A 20059-nucleotide genomic window follows, 5' to 3' on the forward strand; every position below is an offset into this window, starting at 1 on the left:
GGCCCGGCGGGGCCGCGCCGCGGCATCCGCTTGCGCGAGTGTTCGAGCCTGTCGGCGGCACCCGCCATACTGGGTGCATGTCGGACCCGATCGGTGCGCGCGCGTGGCGGCGAAGCCCGGTGCTGTCGGTGCGCGTGCGCATCCTGGCCGCGATCCTGCTCGTGACGGCGGCCGGGCTGGCCATTGCGGGAACGACCGCCTACGCGGTGCAGCGTGAACGCACGCTGAGCGAGATCGATTCGGTGCTCACCGACACCGTCGACGACGTGCGCATCGTGGCCGCCGACTCCCCAGCCACCGACCTGCGCGGCGTGTTGCGCGCCGTCATCGCCGGGGTACGCCCGGCAACCAATGAGAGCACGCTGGCCGTCATCGACGGTGTGGCGGCATTGGAACCGCGCGCGGTCGACTTTCGGCTGGTTGATGACGCGCTCGTGCAGCGCAGCGAGGCCGAAACGGCCGCGGACGACGTCGTGCTCGGCACTGGCACAGCCTCGGGCCGGCTGCTGCGCTACGTTTTCGTGCCGGTTTCCGTCGACGGCGACCCGGCGCAGGGCACGTTCATTGCCGCCTTCGACCTCAACGCCGAACTGAAGTCCGTTTCCGACGCCTCCCGCACCTATCTGCTCGTGGGGCTGGTGACCCTGATCGTCGTCGGGCTGGTCGGCTGGGTCGTGGCCGGTCGACTATTGCGCCCCATTCGCGCGCTGCGCGAGGCCGCCGCGCGCATCACCGCGTCGGATGTGAGCGAACGCATCCCGGTTGTCGGTCACGACGACGTCTCGGCGTTGACGTCGACCGTGAACGATATGCTCGATCGCCTGCAGGGCGCGCTCACCGGGCAGCGCCGGCTGCTCGACGATGTCGGACACGAGTTGAAAACGCCCATCACCATCGTGCGCGGGCATCTTGAGCTGATGAACCCCGCCAGCACGGCCGATGTGGTGGCCACCCGCGATCTCGCGATCGATGAACTCGACCGGATGGGCGGGCTTGTGCGGGATATCTCGGCGCTCGCCCAGGTGGAACGGTCAGCCCTCGCGAACCGCGGCCCCACCGACATTCCCGCGCTCGTGGAGCGGGTGCGGCTGAAAGCGGCGGCGCTGTCGGCGCACCGCTGGGTCATCTCGGCGACGGCCGACGTGGTCGTGCCCGTGGACGCCGACAAACTCACCCAGGCGTTGCTGCAACTCGCGGCCAACGCGGTCAGCCACGGGGCCCCGACCGGAGTGATCGAGCTGGGTAGTGCCCTCACCACGGATGTCGCCGGCCGGCCCCGGCTGCAGCTCTGGGTGAGCGATCACGGGCCGGGTATCAGTGACGATCTGCTGCCGCGCGTCTTCGATCGGTTTCAGCGCGGAACCCGCGGACGCGGGCCGGCCGGCTCCGGCCTCGGCCTGGCGATCGTGGCGGCCATTGCCGCCGGGCACCATGGAGTGGCCGTGGTCAGCACGACTCCCGGCGGCGGCGCGACCTTCACGATCGACCTTCCCATCGATGCGACTGCGTCCCCCGACCCGAAGGACATCCGCTCGTGAGCCGCATTCTGATCGCCGAAGATGAAGACCGCATCGCCAGTTTCGTGGAGAAGGGGCTCGTCGCCGCCGGCTTCGCCACCGTCGTGGTGGGTACCGGAGCGGATGCCCTCGACTACGCGATAACCGGCGGGTTCGATCTGCTGATCCTGAACATCGGGCTGCCTGGGATCGACGGCTACGAGGTGCTGCGGCAGCTGCGGGCCGACGGGTCGGAACTACCCGTGATTGTGCTGACGGCCAGGGACTCGGCCGACGACACCCTCGCGAGCCTCGAGGGCGGCGCCAACGACTACATGTCGAAGCCGTTTCGATTCGACGAGCTGTTGGCGCGGGTGCGACTGCGTATGGTGGAGGCCCCCCGGGCGACGAACACCGTGCTCAGCGTCGACGGGCTGCAACTCGACCTGCGCACCCGCCGGGCCACGGTGGGGAGCCGGCAGGTCGACCTCTCGGCCCGAGAATTCGCGCTCGCCGAGGAATTTCTGCGCCACCCCGACCAGGTTCTGAGCCGCGAACAGCTGCTCAGCCGGGTCTGGGGCTACGATTTCGATCCCGGGTCGAACGTGGTCGACGTCTACGTGGGCTATCTGCGCGCCAAATTCGGTGCTGACCGCATCGAGACGGTACGCGGAATGGGCTACCGACTCAGCTGAGTCGATAGCCCCTTCGTGGCGGCGGCCTGGCTACTCGTGAGCGCTGCCGTGGCCGGAGTCGTCGCTGCCATCGTGGCCGCTGTCATCGCTGCCCGAGTTGTCGTCGCTCGACGTGTCGCTGCCCGAGTTGCTGGTGTCCGAGTCGTCGTGACCGGAGTTGCTTCCGCGGCCGGAGGTGCTGGAGTCGTCGATCGTGACCGCGTTCCCGGGGCCGGAGTTGCTGTCGACACGGCCGTCGCTGTCATCGGGGGCGTCGTTCACATCGTCGGCACCCTGGCCGGAACCGATGCGGCCGTCGCTGTCGTCGGGGGCGTCGTTCACATCGTTGCTCATGGAGTCATCGGCCTGGTCGTCGATGCCATGGCCGGAGCCGACGCGGCCGTCGCTGTCGTCGGGAGTGTTGGGCAGATTGGTGGCAGCCGGGGTGCTGCTGGAGATGCTGGTCGGGGCCAGGAGGGTCGGGCCGGGGTTCGCCTGGGCGGCAATCACGCCGACCGACATCAAGCCGGCGAGGCCGAGGGTTGCGAGGGTGAGGGTGCGCTTCTTCGTCAGCTGAAACATGGGGTGCCCTTTCGTTGGCGCCGAGCGAGCGGCGGATGGATTCCGTGGCGTCTATCGCCACAGGATCAATCAACCGCACGCCGATAAGACCGGCAGGAGAAGTGCATGAGAGCACTCTCATGGGCTTCAGCCGCCGCTGCCCGAACTTCCGGACCCGCCGCTCGACCCGGAGCCGCCGGAATCGTCCGCGCCCGTGTCGTCGTCGTGACCGGGGGTGTCGCCGCCGTGATCGTCCACGATGACGGGGTCCGGGGCGGGAACGACTTCGGGGCTCGTGCTCGGCGCCGTGCCGGTCGGTTCAGGGCTCGGCGTGGGCGTCGCCGTCGCAGTGGATGCCCCGCCCGGCTGCTGCACCGACACGGCCGGCACCCCGATGGGTCGCCCCGGCTGCTCCGCGATAGCGAGCGATCCAGCGAGCGTCGAAGCGATGGCCACGAGCACAACGGCTCCGACGCCCGCGCCCACGATCCAGACCAGCGCCCGAGCCCAGCTGTTGCGCACGTTCATGATGCCTCCCGATCCACAAGCCGTGCCCCAGTGTGGGCCGCACGGGTGAGACCCAGGCAAGGCCCGCGTGAGAAGTCTCTTAGGTTTGAATCAGCTCTCGCGTACCCTACCTGGACCAACGGAACTGCTACGTTTCGTTGGGAATCGCTGTGCTCGGGTTTGACTTGCTTCGAGCAGCGAACTTTGGGAAGGCGCGGCTCAACATGCTCAACCAATTCGGCACGATTTCGAACCGTTCCAGAGCCCAGACCAGACGTGTGGCCACCCAGAACCAAATGAAGGCAACCGGCGCAGTGAGGAACGGTGCCACGGTCGGCCACCGCCAGATTTGACCGGCCAGAAAGCCCAACCAGACCCGTGCGCTGCAGGCTCCGAGCCATACAAAGAATGCGCCAAAGAGCCAGATGGGAGCACGAGCGGCCAGAGACAGCCGGGCTCGAATTAAGGCGGCATTTACCTCGAGAAGGCTTTCGACCTGAGCATCACGAAAGATCTCGGGGTGGAATTACCGAGTTGATTCGAGTCCGTCAACGATTGTCGCGATACGCATACAGATGACATTTCTTGTAGCGATGCAAAATTCTGGCTAAAGTGCGCGCATTCGGTTGTTGCGCGGGTTGTGTTCCACTTCGGCCAGGCCGAGAGCTTCGAGCAATGGTGGAACATACATGCCGAAGCGTCCGCGGAAGCCTTTCTTGAGGCCGTACCAGCCCCCGACCGGGTTGATCTCTGAGCGGCCCCAAGCCTCGACGGTGTCGGGTTTGGCCTCCTTCTTCTCGTCGGCAGCGCCCAACTCCACCCAGTCGCCGTTCTCTTTGAGCATGGCGTGCAGATCTTTTACAGAGCTCAGCCGGTAGGACAGCGTGGTCGACCCCACCTTGCAGATGAGCGCCGGGGGACTGGCTGCCTCATCGCGATACATGAGGTACTCCGACGATCCCGGCGGGGTGCACAGCACCCACGGGTCGTCCTTGGTGCCGGTTCCAATGCACGTGTTGGACATGTCCGTCTCCTGTCGATGTGGGCTCTCAGCCGGTTCATCATGGCTTGTCGTGGGTCGAATTGCTATGGGAGGAGCGCATCGGGCAGGTGTGCCTCCCCTCCCGGCGCATAACTCCTGCTATTTCTGGAGCCTGCCGGGAACTTCCGCGTGATTCCGCGAAACATTTATGACGATCGCACAAATTGCAGGAGTTACGCGCGCAGGCGGGACTAAGGCGAGCAAGCGGGCAGTCGTCAGGGGGCGGGCTCGAAGGCGATGCGGCGCAGCAGGGAGCGCAGCTGCTCGCGTTCGGCGGGGCTGAGCCCCTGCAAGGAGCGATCTTCCGCCGCCTGAATGACGGCGCGCGCCTGCCGATAGAGCAGCAGGCCCGCCGTGGTCGCCACGATCACCTTGGAGCGGCGATCCCGGGGATCCTGCTCGCGGGTGACCGCGCCGAGATTCTCCAAATGGTCGACCAGAGCCACGATCTGGCTCGGATCGAGGCTGAGAAATCCGGCGAGCTCGCGCTGAGACGGGTTCTGGCCGCTGCAAGCCAGCGACAGCACTGAATACGAGCGCACCCGCAGATCGAGCTCGGCGAGCATGGTGTTCGCCCGGCCGGAGCCGACGGAGCGGGCCCGCGCGGTCATGAACTCGATCTCATTGGCCAGATCGGTATCGCGCAGGCGGTCCGGGTCGCGCAGGCGGTCGGTGGTCAGATCGACCGCGTCTGTTCCCGTCGTTGGGGCGGTGGATCCGCCGGCAGGCTCACCGATTATCCCCGCGAGCGGCATTGCGTCAGTGCCAACAGCACGCGGAACTACGGGCACTTTCACGACCGGAACAGACTCTGTCATTTCCATAGAATAAACCCTACCAAATTAGTTGACATTTTCAACGGTATAGGTTTTCATTAGTTTTACCGCACGGCAACCCGTGGCACTGATGCCACAGCGAATGAGGAGTCACCATGACGTTGACCAGCAAGACGTTGACCGGCAAGGTCGCCATCGTCACCGGCAGTGGCCGCGGCCTCGGACTGGCCTACGCGCAGGAATTGGCGCGGCAGGGAGCATCCGTTGTGATCAACGATGTCGACCAGCTGATCGCTGATGACGCCGTCGCGAGCATCGTCACTGAGGGCGGCCAGGCCGTTGCCGTCGTCGCCCCGGTGGGGTCGACCGCCACCGCGCAGCAGCTCGTCGCCCAGGCCGTCGAAAGTTTCGGCCGTCTCGACATTCTCGTCACCAACGCCGGCGTGCTGCGCGACACCGTGGTCTGGAAGATGACCGACGACGACTTCGACACCGTCATCAACGTGCACCTGCGCGGCACGTTCACCTGCGTGCGTGAGGCGGCCATCCGCTTTCGCGAGCAGGGCGAGGGCGGCCGCATCATCTGCATCGGCTCGCCCACCGGCCAGCGCGGCAACTTCGGCCAGACCAACTATGCCGCAGCGAAGGCCGGCATCGTGGGCATGGTGCGCACCTGGTCGATGGAATTGGCCCGCGCCAACGTCACCGTCAACGCTGTCGTTCCCGTCGCGGCGACCGCGATGACTGACACGGTTCCCTTCTTCAAGGCCTTCAACGATGCTGCCGCGCGCGGCGAGACCATGCCGCCCTTCGCCCGCCGGGTGCTTGGCTATGGCACCCCGCAGGACGTCGCCGGCGTCGTCGGGTTTCTCGCCTCCGACGCTGCGGCCGGCATCACCGGGCAGGTCGTCGGTTCCGGCGGCGACCGGGTGCAGCTGTGGTCGCACCCTGAGGTCGTCGCGACCGCGTTCGAAACCGGCGGTTGGACCGTCGAGTCCCTCAGCGAAGACTTTTCCTCCCTGTTCGGCGACAAACTGCAGAGCGTCGGCGAGAAGCTGCCCGAGCTGCCCGCCGAACTTCAGCCCGTCGCCAAGTAAATGGTCTACGAACTCGGCCTGAACGTTGCGGCGCTCACGGCCATCGACACGCACGTGCACATCGAGGTCGGCGACGACGGGCGCAACGCCCTGCCGCAGCCGCTCGTCGACGCCGCGAGCAAATATTTCAAAACGGATGCCCCGCGCCCCGGCCTCGACGAAATCGCCGACCTGTACCGTGCACGCAGCATGGCCGCGGTCGTGTTCACCGTCGATGCCTCCCGCAACCTGAATCACCCGCCGAACAGCAGTGAAGAGATAGCGATCGGCGCCGCGCGCAACAATGACGTACTCATTCCGTTCGGCTCGGTCGACCCCACCCGGGGAGCGGATGCCGTCACCCAGGCCCGTCGCCTGGCCCATGATTTCGGAGTGCGCGGCTTCAAATTCCACCCCACCGTGCAGAACTTCAACCCGAGCGACGAGCAGTTCTACCCGCTCTGGGCGGCGCTGCAAAACCTCGGCCTGCCCGCCCTGTTCCACACCGGGCAGACCGGGATCGGCTCGGGCCTGCCCGGCGGCTTCGGCCTCAAACTCGGGCTGTCCAACCCCATGCTGCTCGACAACGTCGCCGCCGACTTTCCCGAACTGTCGATCATCATGGCGCACCCGAGCGTGCCGTGGCAGGACGAAGCCCTCGCCGTGGCCACCCACAAAGAGAACGTCTACATCGACCTCTCGGGCTGGTCACCCAAGTACTTCCCCGAGAACCTCGTGCGCCAGGCCAACTCCTTTCTCCAAGACAAGGTGCTGTTCGGCAGTGACTTTCCACTGATCAGCCCCGACCGCTGGCTCAAGGACTTCGCCGACCTGAACCTCAAAGACAGCGTGCGGCCGAAAATTCTCAAGGACAACGCGGTGCGCCTGCTCGGACTCACGGCATGACCGCCTTCTATCCGAGCGACCAGTTCGGCTACTCCACGCAGCTCACCGACAGCGAACTCGAGGTGCTTGCCCGACTGCGCGCGGTGCTCGACACCGACGTGCAGCCGCTTCTCGCCGACCATTGGGAGGCGGGCGAGTTTCCATTCGAGATCGTGCCGAAACTCGTCGACCTAAACCTGATGAACCAGGGCACCAGCGCGCTCTACGGTGGCTTTCGCAATTTCGAACTGGCCCGCACCGACGCATCCGTCGCCACGTTCTACAACGCGCAGTCCGGACTATTTCGCACCACGGTCAACCTGGGCGGCAGCCCGGAACAGGTGGCCGCGCTCGATGCGAAAATCCAAAGCTTCGACTACACCGGGGTGTTCGCGCTGACCGAACCCGAGCACGGCTCCGACATCGCCGGCGGGCTCGCCACGACCGCCCGTCGCACCGGCGACAGCTGGGTGCTCAACGGGCAGAAGCGCTGGATCGGCGGCGCCTCGAGCGCCGACGTGCTCGCCGTCTTCGCCCGCGACGAGGCCGACGGGCAGGTGAAGGCCTTTCTGGTACCGACGGATGCCCCCGGCGTCGGCCTGCGCAAGATCCACCGCAAGACCAGCCTGCGCATCATGCAGAACGCCGACATCGACCTCATTGACGTGCAGGTGGCCGAGGCAGACCGGCTGCAGCGCATCAACTCGTTCAAGGACGTCGCCGCCCTGCTGCGGTCGATGCGCTCCGACGTGGCCTGGATCGCAACCGGCCTGCAGGCCGGCGCCTACGAAGCCGCCCTGCGCTATGTGAAGACCCGCGAGCAGTTCGGCAAGCCGATCGCCGCTTTTGCGCTCACCCAGCAGAAGCTTGCCACCATGCTCGGCAACGTCACCGCGTCGCTCGGCATGGTCGTGCGGCTCACCCAGCAGCAGGAGGCCGGGCTGTTCACCGAGGAGAACTCGGCCCTCGCGAAGATGTTCTGCTGCGAGCGGATGCGCCACACGGTCGCGTTGGCCCGCGAGGTCGTCGGCGGCAACGGCATCACCCTCGACACCGATGTCGCCCGCTTTCATGCCGATGCCGAAGCCGTGTACTCCTACGAGGGTACTCACGAGATCAACAGCCTCATCGTCGGCCGTGCTGTCACCGGGCACAGCGCGTTCATCTAACCAACCTATCTATCCACAAGGAGCATCATGAGCACCATCGTCACCACCTTCGCGCAACTGCCCGGCCTGGCCGGCACCGACCTCGGCTACACCGACTACATCGAGGTCGACCAGACCCAGATCGACACCTTTGCCGACGCCACTGACGACCACCAGTGGCTGCACGTTGACCCTGTCAAGGCCAAGGACGGCCCGTTCGGCACGACCGTTGCGCACGGCTTTCTCACCCTGTCGCTCGCGATCCCGTTCTGGACCGAACTGCTCGACGTGACCGACGTGACCACCAAGGTCAACTATGGCCTCGACAAGGTGCGCTTTCCGGCACCCGTCACCGTCGGCTCGAAGATCCGCATGCACGCCACCATCGCGACGGTCATCGAGATCGCCGGCGGCGTGCAGCTCGGCGTCGACCAGACCATCGAGATCGAGGGCGGCACCAAACCAGCCGTCGTCGCGCACTCGCTGTACCGCTTTTACGTATGACCGTACCCCCGCTGTTCTGCGCAACACCCAACCCTCAAGGAAGAGGAACCATGTTTCACAGCAACCTGACCCGCGTTCGCACCGTCTCCGGCCTGGCCGGCCTGGCCATCGTCGCCCTGGCCCTCTCCGGCTGCGCCGCTGAGGCCCCCGCCGCCGACACGACGGCAGACACCGCCACGGGCGAGCTGACCACCGTGACGGTGGGCGTGCTCGCCATCGCCCCCTCCGTGGCGATGCAGTACGGCATCGATGAGGGCATCTTTGAAAAGCACGGCCTCGACGTGCAGCTGCAGACCGGCCAGGGCGGCGCCGCGATGCTGCCGGCCGTGTACGCCGGCAGCATGGACTTCGCCATCGGCAACCCGCTCTCGGTCATGGTCGCCGTCGACAAGGGCCTCGAGATGCAGATCGTCACCGGGTACAGCAACTCCAAGGCCGAGGGCGACGACATCAACGGTGTCGTCGTGCGCACCGACTCGGGCATCGACAGCTTCGCCGACCTCGAAGACCAGACCGTCTCGGTCAACGCGGTCAGCACCCAGGGCGACCTCACCATTAAGGAGAGCGCCGAGATCGACGGCGCAGACTCGTCGCTGATCAACTTCAACGAGATGCCGTTTCCCGACATGGAGGCCCAGCTCGCCGCCGGCAACACCGACGCCATCTGGCTGCCCGAGCCGTTCCTGAGCAAGGCGCTGGCCAGCAGCGACTTCAAACTCATCGGCTACCCGAACCAGCAAGCCCTCCCCGGCCTGCCCACCATGGTCACCTTCACGAGTGCCAAGTACGCCACCGCCAACGCTGACACCCTCGCGAAGTTCCGGGAGGCCGTCGACGAGACCCTCGCCGCCGCCGAGGCCAACCTCGACGACGTGCGCGCCACCCTGCCCGCCTTCATGGGAATGGACACGGGAGTCGCCGAGAACATGAAGATGGAGACCTTCAACGGTGACGTGCCCGCCGACGTGCTCGCCGACCTCGGCGACCTCATGCAGAAGTATGAGATTGTGACGAAGGCGCCCAACGTCTCTGCCATGATCGCAAGCTAGCCATTCAGGGGTGTGCTCGGTAGTACGGTGAGCACACCCCTGACCCACCCCGTGTCAGTGTCTCTGCCTGCGGAGACGTGTGAAAGGTACATGCAACGATGCATAACCAAGGTCTCGGTTCCTGGATCCACCGCCGACGCATCAAGTCGGCCGACCAGACGGCGCTGATCAGCGGCGACGATCGCCTCAGCTACGGCGAGTTCGCCGAGCGGGTTGACCGCTTGGCGAACGCCTTCGATGCGCGCGGCATCCGTTCGGGTGATCGGGTGGCCTATCTGGGCGAGAATCATCCGGCGTTTCTTGAGACGCTCTTCGCCTGCGGGGTGCTCGGTGCCATCTTCGTGCCGCTCAACACCCGCTTGGCCGCCCCCGAGATCGCCTTCGCCCTCACCGATTCCGGCAGCCGAATCCTCGTGCACGCGGCAAGCCTGACCGACCTGGCCGTGCGCGGATCGGCCGGCACACAGGTCGTGCAGCGCATTCGGGTAGCGGATGCCGCGGTGCCCACCGCTGACACCGGCCCGACCGGTCTGCTCGTGGAAAACCTCGACGAGGTGATTCTCGGCGCCCCCGCCACGCACCGCGACGAGAACGTCAGCCTCGACGACCCCGCCCTCATTCTGTACACCTCCGGCACGACCGGCCAGCCCAAGGGGGCCCTGCTCACCCACGGCAATATGACCTGGAACAGTTTCAACGTGCTCGTCGACTACGACTTCGTCAGCAGCGACGTCGCCCTCATGATCGCGCCGATGTTCCACGTCGCCTCGCTCGGCATGGGGGTGCTGCCGACGCTGCTCAAGGGCGGATCCGTCGTGCTCGAGCCCCGGTTCGAGCCGGGCCGCACCCTGCACCTGATCGAACAGCATCACGCCACCGTGATCAGCGGCGTGCCCACGACCTACCAGCTTCTGTGCGAGCACCCGAACTGGGAGTCGACCGACATCAGCTCGCTGCAAAAGCTCACCTGCGGTGGTTCGGCGGTGCCGGTGCGGGTGCTCGAGGCCTACGAGAAGCGCGGGCTGTCCTTCTCCGGCGGGTACGGCCTCACCGAGACCGCGCCCGGCGCCACAAGTCTCGCCCCGCACAAATCCCGCGAGAAGGCCGGGTCGGCCGGGCTGCCGCACTTCTTCACCGACGTGCGCATCGTCGACGAGACCGGCACCGAAGTACCCGACGGCGAGGTCGGCGAGATTCAGATCTCCGGCCCCAACGTCATCCGTGAGTACTGGAACCGGGCAGAGGCCACCGCCGACAGCTACGCCGGAAACGTCTGGTTTCGCTCCGGCGACATGGGCTACACCGACGAACACGGCTACCTGTTCATCTCCGACCGGCTGAAGGACATGATCATCTCCGGCGGCGAGAACATCTACCCGGCCGAGATCGAGCTGGCCATCGCCGAACTCGAAGCGGTCTCGAGCGTCGCCGTGATCGGGGTACCCGACGAGAAGTGGGGCGAGGTGCCCTGCGCTGTCGTCACCGTGCGCGATGGCTTCACCCTCGAGACTGACGACATCCAGGCGCACCTGGGCGACCGGCTCGCCCGCTACAAAATTCCTAAACGTGTCGTGATCGTCGCCGAGATGCCGCGTACCGCGAGCGGCAAGATCCGCAAGGCCGACCTGCGCCGTGCCCACGCGGTGACGTGAGCGCCGGTCAGGCCGGCGCCGCGGCATCCGTTCTGGTGGGGTCGCCGCCGTTGAGCTGGTCAACGAGCGCGAGCCCCCGCTCAGCCCACTCGATCTCGTGCTCGGCCCGCGCAATCAGCCCTTCGTAGGTGTAGCGCTTGTAGGCGCGGATGGCGGCGTGCTCGCTTGCCGGCGCGTGGGCGAGGCGTTTTTCGAGCATGGCGCTCGTTCCGGTGTCGATCTCGCGCACCTTCTCGAGCCATTCGTCCCGCCGCTCCGCGTAGTTCGCCCGATGCGCGCGCAGCTGCGCGCGCGCCGCGTCGGGCTCGGCCCACTCGAGGTAGGCGGCCCTGAGGTGCGCCGGGTCGCGCTCCCGGGTGTAGCTGAGCGGCTCGTTCATCCAGGCGCGAAAGGCAGTCAGGCCGGCCGCGGTCACGTGGTACTCGCGCTTCTTGCCGCGCGGCCCCCAGGGGACTTCGGTGCCGACGAGCAGCCCGTCGGCCTCCATGCGGCGCAGTTCCGGGTAAATCTGCGAGTCGGGGGCATGCCAGACATGCGAAACGGATGCCTGAAACGCTTTGGACAGGTCGTAGCCGGTCATCGGTGTCACGGTGAGCAGCGCCAGCAGGGCGTGTCGGAGGCTCATCAGGTTCTCCTCTCGGCCTTGTGAGTGACTACCAGCATAGATAGTCTGGACCAGCGCGAACTATCTATGGGGATAGTTAGCTGACCGGAGGTTCTCAATGACGATTATCCAGACCAAGAGTTCGACCACCAACAAGGTGCTCAACTACCCCCTGAACGCCTGGTACGTTGCCGCCTGGGACCACGAGGTCACCCGCAAGCTGATCTCCCGCAAGGTCGCCGACAAGCCGCTCGCAATTTACCGCACCGAAGACGGCCGGCCCGTCGCGCTCGCCGACGCCTGCTGGCACCGCCTCGCCCCACTCTCTCAGGGCAAGGTGCTCGCCAAAGACGAGATCCAGTGCCCGTACCACGGCATCGTTTACAACTCAGCTGGCCGCTGCGTCTCGATGCCCGCCCAGGAGACCATCAACCCGAGCGCGACGGTGCCGTCCTACCCGGTCGTCGAACGCCACCGCTTTCTCTGGGTCTGGCTCGGCGATGCCACGCTCGCCAACCCCGACACCATCCCCGACATGCACCAGATGGACCACCCCGAGTGGGCGGGTGACGGCCTGACCATTCCAGTCACCTGCAACTACCAGCTCGTGCTCGACAACCTGATGGACCTGACTCACGAAGAATTCGTGCACGGATCGAGCATCGGCCAGGCCGAGCTGAGCGAATCCGACTTCGAGGTCACCCACGACGACACCACCGTCACGGTCTCGCGTTGGATGCGGGGCATCGACGCCCCGCCGTTCTGGCTGAAGAACATGCGGGACAAGTTTCCTGGTTTCACCGGCAAGGTCGACCGGTGGCAAATCATCCACTTTGAAGCGCCCTCCACCATCAACATCGATGTCGGAGTGGCTAAGGCCGGCACCGGAGCGCCGGAAGGCGACCGCAGCCAGGGCGTCAACGGCTACGTCATGAACACGATCACCCCCGAAACGGCACGCAGTGCCCACTACTTCTGGGCATTCATGCGCAACTACCGTCTGGAAAGCCAGCTGATCACCTCGCAGCTGCGCGCCGGAGTCTCCGGCGTGTTCAAGGAAGACGAGGACATGCTCCTGGCCCAGCAGACCGCCATAGACGCCAACCCCGACTACGAGTTCTACAACCTCAACATCGACGCCGGTGGTCTGTGGGTGCGGCGCCTCATTGAGCGGATGCTCGAGGCCGAAGGCCGCACGGTCTCCGCCGGCCGCGCCGGCCGTGTTCGCGTCACCGACTAGGCGGGCCCGATCATGGCAGCAACCAACATTGAGGTCTGGCAGCAGGCGACGGTCATCGAGACCGTGGCCGTCGCCAGCAATATCCAGCGCATCGTGCTCGCACCGTCACTGCCGAAACGAGCCGAACCCGGGTCGCACCTCGACCTGTTCGTCACGATCGCCGGCGAACGGCACAAGCGCTCGTATTCCGTCGTCGACTCCACCGAAGACGGCTCCCGGCTGGCGATCAGCGTGCTGCAGGTGCCGCTGTCCCGCGGCGGCTCGATCTTCATGCACTCTGTGCGGCCGGGCGACACGCTCGAGATCACCCAGCCGCTGCAGAATTTTCCGCTGCGCATCGGCGCGCCCCGCTACGTGCTGCTGGCCGGCGGCATCGGCGTGACGGCGATCGTCAATATGGCGCGGGTGCTGAAAAACCTCGGGGCGAACTACACGCTCGTCTACGCGGCGCGCAGCCGCGAGCGCATGGCTTTCCTGCCCGAGCTGCTCGCGCTGCACGGCGACAACCTGCGGGTGCACATCGACGATGAGGGCACCGAATTGTCGGTGGCTGAGCTGGTCGGCAGCGTCGACCCGCTCGCCGAACTCTACATGTGCGGGCCGATCCGCCTGATGGATGCCGTGCGTCGCGCCTGGCGTGAACGCAAGCTCAACGACCCGAACCTGCGGGTTCGAGACCTTCGGCAACAGCGGCTGGTACAACCCGGAGGAGTTCATCGTTCGGGTGCCGCGCCTCGGCGTGGAAGCGCGCGTGCCGGCGGGCCGCTCGATGCTCGAAGCCCTCGAAGATGCCGGCGTCGAGATGATGTTCGACTGCCGCAAGGGGGAGTGCGGCCTGTGTGAGGTCAAGGTGCTCGCGCTTCAGGGCGCCATCGACCACCGCGACGTGTTCTACAGCGAACGCCAGCAGCACGCCGCCGCCAAGATGTGCTGCTGCGTCTCCCGCGCCGTCACGTCGCCCACCGGCCTGCAAGCGGATTCCGCGCGCGGCGGCCCGGCGATCGTCACGATCGCCGTCTCCTAGCGTTCACAACGAACGGATGCCCCGGCGAGCTTCGCCGGGGCATCCGCGTGGTGGTCTGGGCTACTTGAGCGAAGCCTTGCGCTGCGCGGTGATCTGTTCGGTGACCGGGCCGAGCTTGGCGCGCTGGATCTCGGCGTACACGTGCGAGCGCAGCTCCATGAAACGGGGGAGGGCGCGAGTGTTGAGCTGGTCGCGCTCGGCCGGCAGGTCGATTTTGAGGTCTTCCTGCACGACGGTCGGTGAACTCGACAGCACGATGACGCGTTCGCCGAGGTACACGGACTCGTCGATGTCGTGGGTGACGAACAGAATCGTCACGCCGAGCTGCTTCCAGATGGTGCGGATGAGGTCTTCGAGGTCGGCGCGAGTCTGCGCGTCGACGGCCGCGAAGGGCTCATCCATGAGCAGCACCTGCGGGCGGTAGGCGACGGCGCGGGCGATCGCAACACGCTGCTGCATGCCGCCGGACAGCTGCCAGGGGTAGCTCTTGGGCACATGGTCGAGTCCGACCGATTTGAGGGCGGCGTCGACGAGCGCGGCGCGTTCGGCTTTGGGAACCTTTTGGTTCTTCAGCGGTAGTTCCACGTTGGCGCGCACGGTCATCCAGGGAAAGAGGCTGCGGCCGTATTCCTGAAAGACGACGGCCATAGATTTGGGCGGGCCGGTGACCTTGCTGCCGTTCAGCTCGACGGTGCCGCTGGTCTGTTCCATCAGCCCGGAAATGCATTTGAGCAGAGTGGTCTTTCCCGAGCCGGAGGGTCCGACGAGGCAGACCAGTTCGCCCTCGGCGAGGTCGAAGGTGAGGTCGCGCACGGCCTCGACCTCCCCGCCGGGCACCTTGTAAATCTTCTGCAGGCCGCGCACCGAGAGCATCGGCACGGCCTGGATTGGCTGGAGGGGCTGTACGGGCTGGTTCATGGTGGTCTCGCTAACTGTCATGAGTGATTTCCTTCAGACCGTGGTACCAGTGCAGTACCCGTCGTTCGACGAATTGGAAGATGATGGCCAGCCCCAGGCCGATCAGGCCGAGCACGACGATGCCGCTCCACATTTCGGGGATGGCGAAGTTGCGTTGGAACTGCACGATGGTGAAGCCGAGGCCCGAGGAGGAGGCGAACATCTCGCTGATCACCATGAGAATCAGGCCGATCGACAGCGACTGACGCACACCGGCCATGATCTGCGGTGTCACTGCGGGAAGAACGAAGTAGCGGATGCGGGCGAAGCCGCGGATGCCGTAGCTGCGGCAGCTGTCACTGAGCACCGAGTCGACGGCGCGCACACCCTCGACGGTGTTGAGCAGCACCGGCCAGATGGCACCGGAGATGATGACGGCCACCTTCATACTGTCGTTGACGCCGATGAGCAGCATGAGCAGCGGCACGAGCACCGGCGGCGGGATGGCGCGAAAGAATTCGAGCAGGGGTTCGAGCAGGTTGCGCAGCCAGCGGGTGGAGCCGATGAGCAGCCCGAGCACGATGCCGAGGCCTATCGCGAAGAACAGGCCCACCGCGAGACGGCCGAGGCTCGGCAGTACGTCGTCGACGAAGCGCTCACCGATCCAGGTGGTCCACAGGGTCTGGGCGAGTTCGATGGGTTTGGGCACGAAGAAGTTCGTGGAGCCGAACGAGAGCGCGTACCAGAGCGCGATGAGCAGAATGGGCAGGCCGAAGAAATAAGCGATGCGTTTGAGGGGGCTCACAGGACGACCTCTCCTCTCACGGAGGGATGCCAGGAGAGCACCCGTTTTTCAATGATTCGGGCACCGAGGTTGATGAGCACGCCGATCATGCCGGTGGCGAGCACGAGGGCGTACATCGAGGAGATGGCGCCGCCGGACTGGGTGAGCGCGATCTGCTTGCCGAGGCCGGGGGTTCCGATGATGAGTTCGGCGGTGATCGCCAAAATCAGGGCGACCGCTGCGGCCAAGCGCAGTCCGGTCATCAGGTAGGGCAGGGCGGTGGGCCAGATCACGTAGCGCACCCGGGCGAGGGGCCCGAGGCCGTAACTCTTGGCGGTGTCGTTGGCGACGGCATCCACATCAGCGATGCCGTACAGCAGCTGAAGCAGCACCTGCCAGAACGAGGCGTAGACCACGAGCAGCAGGGTTGACTCGATGCTGGTGCCGAAGATCAGCACCGCGAGCGGAATGAGAGCGACCGAGGGGATCGGGCGCAAAAACTCGATGGTGGTGTGGGTGGCGCGGCGCAGAAACCGGCTGGAGCCGATGATGAGGCCCACGACGATCGCAGCGACCGTGGCGATGACCAGGCCCAGGGCCCAGCTCGTCATCGTGTCGGCGACGTCTTTCCAGAATGCCGCCTCGGTCAGGTACTGGCCGAGGCGCCCGAGCACCTCGCTCGCCGGCGGCAGGTAGCGGTCGCTGACCAGGCCGAGGCGGGGAGTGGCTTCCCAGATCAGAAAGAACAGGATGATTCCGCCGATGCCCAGGCCCAAAGCTTTCGCTTTCGGCCCGGCAGCGGCACTACGTTGGTTTCTCATACTGGCAAGCCACTTCCTCGTGGTCGGTGCGATTCAAACGGATGCGGCGCGGTTACGGCAGGAAGGTGCTCACGTCGGGTGCGGTCTCGACCACGCCGTACTTGAGGGCCGCTTCGCCGAGCGCGGTGACGGCGTCCACGTTGAACTCGGTCGGAAACTTGGGCAGCACGATCTTCGCGAGCACCTCGGGCGGGGTTGCGGTGTAGGTCGCGATGATCGCACGAACGGCGTCGGGGTTGGCCTCGGCATATTCGAGCGACTTGGTCATTGCGGCCTGAAACTTGGTGACGAGTTCCGGGTCGCCCTCAACGGTTGCTGCTGAGGAGAAGTAGGCGGCGACGTCGAGGTTGAGGTCGAAGTCGGCGTACCCGTAGGAGATGACGCGCTGGCCGCTCTCGATCGCGGCGGTGACGAAGGGTTCAACAACGAAGGCCGCGTCGACCTGGCCGTTTTCGACGGCCGCACTGGCATCCGGAAAGGGAATCTCCACGAAGGAAATCGACGAAGAGTCGCCGCCGAGCCGATCGATCGAGGCCCGCATGACCGTGTCGACGATGTTGTTCAGGCTGTTGCCCGAGACGGTCTTACCGTCGAGGTCGGCGAGCGTTTCGACCGGGGAGTCGCCCTTGACGATGACGGCGCCGAAGTCGCTCTCAACATCGCCGGTCGAGGCGACGGCCGAGTTGACGACCTTCAACGGCAGGCCCTTGTCGTTGGCGACCATGAGCGAGACCAGGTTGCTGAAACCGAACTGGTAGTCGCCGGTGACGACCGCGGGCACGATCGCGGCGCCGCCGGTGGCGGTTTCAATGGTGAGGTCGAGGCCCTCATCTTCGAAGAAGCCCTGCTCGAGGCCCAGGTAGAGGGGAGCGGTATCGGCGATGGGGATGACGCCCACAGTGACGGGCGTCAGCACGTCACTGCCAGCGGGGGCAGCGGTGTCGGTGCCGGCCGAGCAGGCGCTGAGGGCGAGAACGGATGCCGCGGCAAGTCCGATCACGTGCAATTTCTTCATGTCACTCCATTGTGGGTCGGTGCGGGTCGTGCTGCTGTGGCGCTGGGGCCTCTATCCGTGACAACGTCAATTGTTGACAGGGAAAGATTTGTTCTTGGGAGACTACCCACTCATTTTCCCATGCAAAGACATGCTTCCATCCAGTGGAAGTTCTGGGCTGATCGCGGTAGCGTGGCCGGTTATGAGCGGAAAACCAGCACAGAAGCGCGTGAGCGCCGGCGTCGCGGCCGTCGACGATCGTTCCGTCGCGGCTCGACTCTTCGCCATTCTCGACGCCTTCGCCGCTCCGGCCGGGGCGACTTCGCTCACACTGACCCTCACGGCCATCGCTCAGCGGGCCGGCCTCCCGCTCTCGACCACGCACCGGCTCGTGGCCGAGTGGGTGGGGTGGGGCGGTCTGAGCAAGCACGAGAATGGCCAGTACTCGCTCGGCATGAAGCTCTGGGAACTCGGCGTGCAGACCCCCACGGCCCGCAACCTGCGCACCATTGCCCTGCCCTACCTTGAAGACCTCTACGAGACGACGCGCGAGCACGTGCACCTCGCCATTCTCGACGGCCGTGATGCCCTGTACCTGGAAAAGCTCTCGGGCCACCACGCCGTGCGCTTGATCTCCCGGGTCGGAGCGCGCCTGCCACTGCACTCCACCGGGGTTGGCCTGGTGCTGCTCGCCTATGCCCCCTCCGACGTGGTGCAGCAGTATCTCGCGACCAGCCTGCAGCGCTTTCTGCCGCGAACGGTCACCGAGCCCGAGGCGGTGCGCAAGCGTCTCGCCGAGATTCGCCTGCTCGGCCTCGCCCGAATGTCCGAGGAGATGACCGCCGGCTCAAGCTCGATCGCCGCCCCGATTCGCGACCGCACCGGCCAGGTCGTGGCGGCGGTCTCAATCGTGACCCGCACCACCGACACCATCGATGCGGAGCAGGAGCGGGCGGTTCGGGTGGCCGCCCAGGGCGTCAGCCGGGCGCTCGGTTATCGCCGGGCTCAGCAGTGAGCTGAATCGACATATTGTCAACACTTTCACTGAGTGGAAGACGTGCACCGGGGAGCTGACCGGCGCAGCACACTGATCCCACACCCCCTGTCATCGTCGCTAGGAGAACCTGTGCCCCACGAAACCACCCGCGTCGCTATTATCGGCGCCGGTCCCGCCGGTCTTCTCCTCAGCTGGGCCCTGCAGGGCGCCGGCATCAACTCGATCGTCGTCGAAAACCGTTCGCAGGACTACGTGCTGGGCCGCATCCGCGCCGGCGTCCTGGAACAGGGCTCGGTCGAAACGCTGACCCGTCTCGGGGTCGGTGACCGACTCGCATCCGAGGGATTGCAGCACGACGGCATCTACCTGCAGTACGCCGGCGAGCGCCACAACGTGAACTTCAACGAACTGATCGGCCGCACCGTCACCGTCTACGGCCAGCAGCAGGTCGTAAAAGACCTCGTCACCGCACACGAACAGGCCGGATCGACCATCTACTACGAAGCCTCCGACGTGGCCGTCGACGGCCTGTTGACCAAAAACCCGAGCGTCACCTTCGTGCACGACGGAGAACGGCACACCATCGACGCCGACTTCGTGGTGGGCGCCGACGGTTTTCACGGTATCTGCCGTGCGTCGATCCCCTCCGAAGAAATCACACTCTTCGACCGCAGCTACCCCTACGCCTGGCTCGGCATCCTCGCCGACGTCGCACCGTCCTCCGACGAGCTCGTCTATGCCCTGCACGAAGACGGATTCGCCATGCTCTCGATGCGCTCTCCCGCGGTGTCCCGCCTGTACCTGCAGGTTGACCCCGCCGACGAGATCACGAACTGGTCAGACGACCGCATCTGGGAGGCCCTTCACACCCGCCTCGGCACCCCCGGCTGGAGCCTGGCCGAAGGCCCGATCACCGACAAATCGATCACCCCGATGCGCAGCTTCGTCGCCTCGCGCCTCGCCTACGGCAACCTGTTTTTGGTCGGCGACGCCGGCCACATCGTGCCGCCGACCGGCGCTAAAGGCCTGAACTCCGCCATCTCCGACGTCACAGAGCTCGCGGCGGCCCTCACCGCCTTCTACGCCGACGACGAATCCCTCCTCGCCGGTTACAGCGAGAGCGCGCTGGCCCGGCAGTGGCGGGTGCAGCAGTTCTCCCGCTGGATGACCGAGATGCTGCACACCAGCCCCGGCGACCTGCAGACCGGCGCCTTCGACTATCGCAGCCAGCTCGGCCAGCTCGACTACCTCACCCATTCATTACTCGCCCAGCGCATGCTCGCCGAGCAGTACACCGGCCTCAAGCTCTAACCCGGATCGAGGAGACC

At 65.8% G+C, this 20059-nt stretch carries 22 protein-coding genes; 13 read left to right on the forward strand and 9 right to left on the reverse strand.

The annotated features are described in order from the left end of the window. The first annotated feature begins 77 nt into the window (after positions 1-77). On the forward strand, positions 78-1538 hold the full coding sequence (locus BMW72_RS08910; RefSeq protein WP_167361062.1) for a sensor histidine kinase: 1461 nt from the start codon (positions 78-80) through the stop codon (positions 1536-1538). Next, positions 1535-2191: a response regulator transcription factor gene (locus BMW72_RS08915; protein ID WP_092109710.1), complete on the forward strand. Its 657-nt coding sequence runs from the start codon at positions 1535-1537 to the stop codon at positions 2189-2191. The genes BMW72_RS08910 and BMW72_RS08915 overlap by 4 nt, the downstream gene beginning before the upstream one ends. A gap of 30 nt (positions 2192-2221) precedes the next feature. Here BMW72_RS08915 and BMW72_RS08920 read toward each other — a convergent pair whose 3' ends face one another. The 4 genes from BMW72_RS08920 to BMW72_RS08940 form a co-directional block, all read right to left on the reverse strand. Then, positions 2222-2752, reverse strand: coding sequence for a hypothetical protein (locus tag BMW72_RS08920; RefSeq protein WP_092109713.1), 531 nt, complete (start codon positions 2750-2752; stop codon positions 2222-2224). Between the two features lie 126 nt (positions 2753-2878). Next, positions 2879-3259, reverse strand: a complete 381-nt coding sequence (locus BMW72_RS08925; RefSeq protein WP_092109715.1) for a hypothetical protein — start codon at positions 3257-3259, stop codon at positions 2879-2881. Positions 3260-3845: 586 nt separating this feature from the next. Next, entirely contained in the window at positions 3846-4262 is a 417-nt protein-coding gene (locus tag BMW72_RS08935) for a DUF6855 family protein (protein ID WP_174843157.1), read from the reverse strand. A gap of 233 nt (positions 4263-4495) precedes the next feature. Beyond that, positions 4496-5098 (reverse strand): MarR family winged helix-turn-helix transcriptional regulator, encoded by a 603-nt coding sequence (locus BMW72_RS08940; RefSeq protein ID WP_241983790.1) that lies wholly within the window; start codon positions 5096-5098, stop codon positions 4496-4498. Between the two features lie 113 nt (positions 5099-5211). On the opposite strand from BMW72_RS08940, the gene BMW72_RS08945 reads away from it, so the two are divergent. The 6 genes from BMW72_RS08945 (at position 5212) to BMW72_RS08970 (ending at position 11370) form a co-directional block, all read left to right on the forward strand. Then, the gene (locus BMW72_RS08945) at positions 5212-6153 is read left to right on the forward strand and encodes an SDR family NAD(P)-dependent oxidoreductase (protein WP_092109720.1); all 942 of its coding nucleotides are present in this window, start codon (positions 5212-5214) and stop codon (positions 6151-6153) included. Then, positions 6154-7038, forward strand: coding sequence for an amidohydrolase family protein (locus tag BMW72_RS08950; protein ID WP_092109722.1), 885 nt, complete (start codon positions 6154-6156; stop codon positions 7036-7038). Next, the gene (locus BMW72_RS08955; RefSeq protein ID WP_092109724.1) at positions 7035-8186 is read left to right on the forward strand and encodes an acyl-CoA dehydrogenase family protein; all 1152 of its coding nucleotides are present in this window, start codon (positions 7035-7037) and stop codon (positions 8184-8186) included. The genes BMW72_RS08950 and BMW72_RS08955 overlap by 4 nt, the downstream gene beginning before the upstream one ends. A 27-nt stretch (positions 8187-8213) precedes the next feature. Continuing rightward, on the forward strand, positions 8214-8669 hold the full coding sequence (locus BMW72_RS08960; RefSeq protein ID WP_092109726.1) for a MaoC family dehydratase: 456 nt from the start codon (positions 8214-8216) through the stop codon (positions 8667-8669). A 50-nt stretch (positions 8670-8719) separates the two neighbouring features. Beyond that, positions 8720-9718: an ABC transporter substrate-binding protein gene (locus tag BMW72_RS08965; protein ID WP_092109728.1), complete on the forward strand. Its 999-nt coding sequence runs from the start codon at positions 8720-8722 to the stop codon at positions 9716-9718. Positions 9719-9816: 98 nt separating this feature from the next. After that, positions 9817-11370, forward strand: a complete 1554-nt coding sequence (locus BMW72_RS08970) for an acyl-CoA synthetase (RefSeq protein ID WP_092109730.1) — start codon at positions 9817-9819, stop codon at positions 11368-11370. A gap of 7 nt (positions 11371-11377) precedes the next feature. On the opposite strand, the gene BMW72_RS08975 is transcribed toward BMW72_RS08970, so the two are convergent. Then, positions 11378-11995, reverse strand: coding sequence for a PadR family transcriptional regulator (locus BMW72_RS08975; protein WP_092109732.1), 618 nt, complete (start codon positions 11993-11995; stop codon positions 11378-11380). Between the two features lie 97 nt (positions 11996-12092). On the opposite strand from BMW72_RS08975, the gene BMW72_RS08980 reads away from it, so the two are divergent. From BMW72_RS08980 to BMW72_RS19570, 3 genes are read left to right on the forward strand one after another with little or no spacing between them, the layout of a single operon-like run. Next, positions 12093-13214: an aromatic ring-hydroxylating dioxygenase subunit alpha gene (locus BMW72_RS08980; RefSeq protein ID WP_092109734.1), complete on the forward strand. Its 1122-nt coding sequence runs from the start codon at positions 12093-12095 to the stop codon at positions 13212-13214. Between the two features lie 12 nt (positions 13215-13226). Beyond that, positions 13227-14057 carry a ferredoxin reductase gene (locus BMW72_RS08985; protein ID WP_338419430.1) on the forward strand — a complete coding sequence of 277 codons (831 nt, stop codon included), beginning with the start codon at positions 13227-13229 and terminating at the stop codon, positions 14055-14057. Beyond that, entirely contained in the window at positions 13984-14238 is a 255-nt protein-coding gene (locus BMW72_RS19570) for a 2Fe-2S iron-sulfur cluster-binding protein (protein WP_338419431.1), read from the forward strand. Before BMW72_RS08985 ends, BMW72_RS19570 begins: the two co-directional genes overlap by 74 nt. Before the next feature lie 60 nt (positions 14239-14298). Here BMW72_RS19570 and BMW72_RS08990 read toward each other — a convergent pair whose 3' ends face one another. Genes BMW72_RS08990 through BMW72_RS09005 form a run of 4 tightly spaced genes read right to left on the reverse strand, consistent with a single transcriptional unit; the run spans position 14299 to position 17755 of the window. After that, positions 14299-15111 (reverse strand): ABC transporter ATP-binding protein, encoded by an 813-nt coding sequence (locus BMW72_RS08990; RefSeq protein ID WP_092109965.1) that lies wholly within the window; start codon positions 15109-15111, stop codon positions 14299-14301. Positions 15112-15166: 55 nt separating this feature from the next. Continuing rightward, positions 15167-15940: an ABC transporter permease gene (locus BMW72_RS08995; protein ID WP_092109736.1), complete on the reverse strand. Its 774-nt coding sequence runs from the start codon at positions 15938-15940 to the stop codon at positions 15167-15169. After that, the gene (locus BMW72_RS09000; protein ID WP_092109738.1) at positions 15937-16740 is read right to left on the reverse strand and encodes an ABC transporter permease; all 804 of its coding nucleotides are present in this window, start codon (positions 16738-16740) and stop codon (positions 15937-15939) included. The genes BMW72_RS08995 and BMW72_RS09000 overlap by 4 nt, the downstream gene beginning before the upstream one ends. 52 nt (positions 16741-16792) lie before the next feature. Then, positions 16793-17755, reverse strand: coding sequence for an ABC transporter substrate-binding protein (locus BMW72_RS09005; RefSeq protein WP_092109740.1), 963 nt, complete (start codon positions 17753-17755; stop codon positions 16793-16795). A gap of 181 nt (positions 17756-17936) precedes the next feature. Between BMW72_RS09005 and BMW72_RS09010 the strand changes: the two genes are divergently transcribed. Together BMW72_RS09010 and BMW72_RS09015 are read left to right on the forward strand one after the other, a co-directional pair. Beyond that, entirely contained in the window at positions 17937-18749 is an 813-nt protein-coding gene (locus BMW72_RS09010) for an IclR family transcriptional regulator (protein ID WP_092109742.1), read from the forward strand. A gap of 111 nt (positions 18750-18860) precedes the next feature. Next, positions 18861-20042, forward strand: a complete 1182-nt coding sequence (locus BMW72_RS09015; protein WP_092109743.1) for a 4-hydroxybenzoate 3-monooxygenase — start codon at positions 18861-18863, stop codon at positions 20040-20042. Positions 20043-20059 lie beyond the last annotated feature (17 nt).

Source organism: Cryobacterium luteum, assembly GCF_900110125.1.
GTDB lineage: Bacteria > Actinomycetota > Actinomycetes > Actinomycetales > Microbacteriaceae > Cryobacterium > Cryobacterium luteum.

Bases quoted from the DNA above. Each gene is read 5' to 3' on its own strand.
- BMW72_RS08910 (WP_167361062.1), top strand. From the start codon at position 78: ATGTCGGACCCGATCGGTGCGCGCGCGTGGCGGCGAAGCCCGGTGCTG.
- BMW72_RS08975 (WP_092109732.1), bottom strand. From the start codon at position 11,995: ATGAGCCTCCGACACGCCCTGCTGGCGCTGCTCACCGTGACACCGATG.
- BMW72_RS08935 (WP_174843157.1), bottom strand. From the start codon at position 4,262: ATGTCCAACACGTGCATTGGAACCGGCACCAAGGACGACCCGTGGGTG.
- BMW72_RS08970 (WP_092109730.1), top strand. From the start codon at position 9,817: ATGCATAACCAAGGTCTCGGTTCCTGGATCCACCGCCGACGCATCAAG.
- BMW72_RS09005 (WP_092109740.1), bottom strand. From the start codon at position 17,755: ATGAAGAAATTGCACGTGATCGGACTTGCCGCGGCATCCGTTCTCGCC.
- BMW72_RS08985 (WP_338419430.1), top strand. From the start codon at position 13,227: ATGGCAGCAACCAACATTGAGGTCTGGCAGCAGGCGACGGTCATCGAG.
- BMW72_RS08980 (WP_092109734.1), top strand. From the start codon at position 12,093: ATGACGATTATCCAGACCAAGAGTTCGACCACCAACAAGGTGCTCAAC.
- BMW72_RS08940 (WP_241983790.1), bottom strand. From the start codon at position 5,098: ATGACAGAGTCTGTTCCGGTCGTGAAAGTGCCCGTAGTTCCGCGTGCT.
- BMW72_RS09000 (WP_092109738.1), bottom strand. From the start codon at position 16,740: ATGAGAAACCAACGTAGTGCCGCTGCCGGGCCGAAAGCGAAAGCTTTG.
- BMW72_RS08945 (WP_092109720.1), top strand. From the start codon at position 5,212: ATGACGTTGACCAGCAAGACGTTGACCGGCAAGGTCGCCATCGTCACC.
- BMW72_RS08990 (WP_092109965.1), bottom strand. From the start codon at position 15,111: ATGCTCTCGGTGCGCGGCCTGCAGAAGATTTACAAGGTGCCCGGCGGG.
- BMW72_RS08965 (WP_092109728.1), top strand. From the start codon at position 8,720: ATGTTTCACAGCAACCTGACCCGCGTTCGCACCGTCTCCGGCCTGGCC.
- BMW72_RS08955 (WP_092109724.1), top strand. From the start codon at position 7,035: ATGACCGCCTTCTATCCGAGCGACCAGTTCGGCTACTCCACGCAGCTC.
- BMW72_RS08920 (WP_092109713.1), bottom strand. From the start codon at position 2,752: ATGTTTCAGCTGACGAAGAAGCGCACCCTCACCCTCGCAACCCTCGGC.
- BMW72_RS08925 (WP_092109715.1), bottom strand. From the start codon at position 3,259: ATGAACGTGCGCAACAGCTGGGCTCGGGCGCTGGTCTGGATCGTGGGC.
- BMW72_RS08950 (WP_092109722.1), top strand. From the start codon at position 6,154: ATGGTCTACGAACTCGGCCTGAACGTTGCGGCGCTCACGGCCATCGAC.
- BMW72_RS08960 (WP_092109726.1), top strand. From the start codon at position 8,214: ATGAGCACCATCGTCACCACCTTCGCGCAACTGCCCGGCCTGGCCGGC.
- BMW72_RS19570 (WP_338419431.1), top strand. From the start codon at position 13,984: ATGCTCGAAGCCCTCGAAGATGCCGGCGTCGAGATGATGTTCGACTGC.
- BMW72_RS09010 (WP_092109742.1), top strand. From the start codon at position 17,937: ATGAGCGGAAAACCAGCACAGAAGCGCGTGAGCGCCGGCGTCGCGGCC.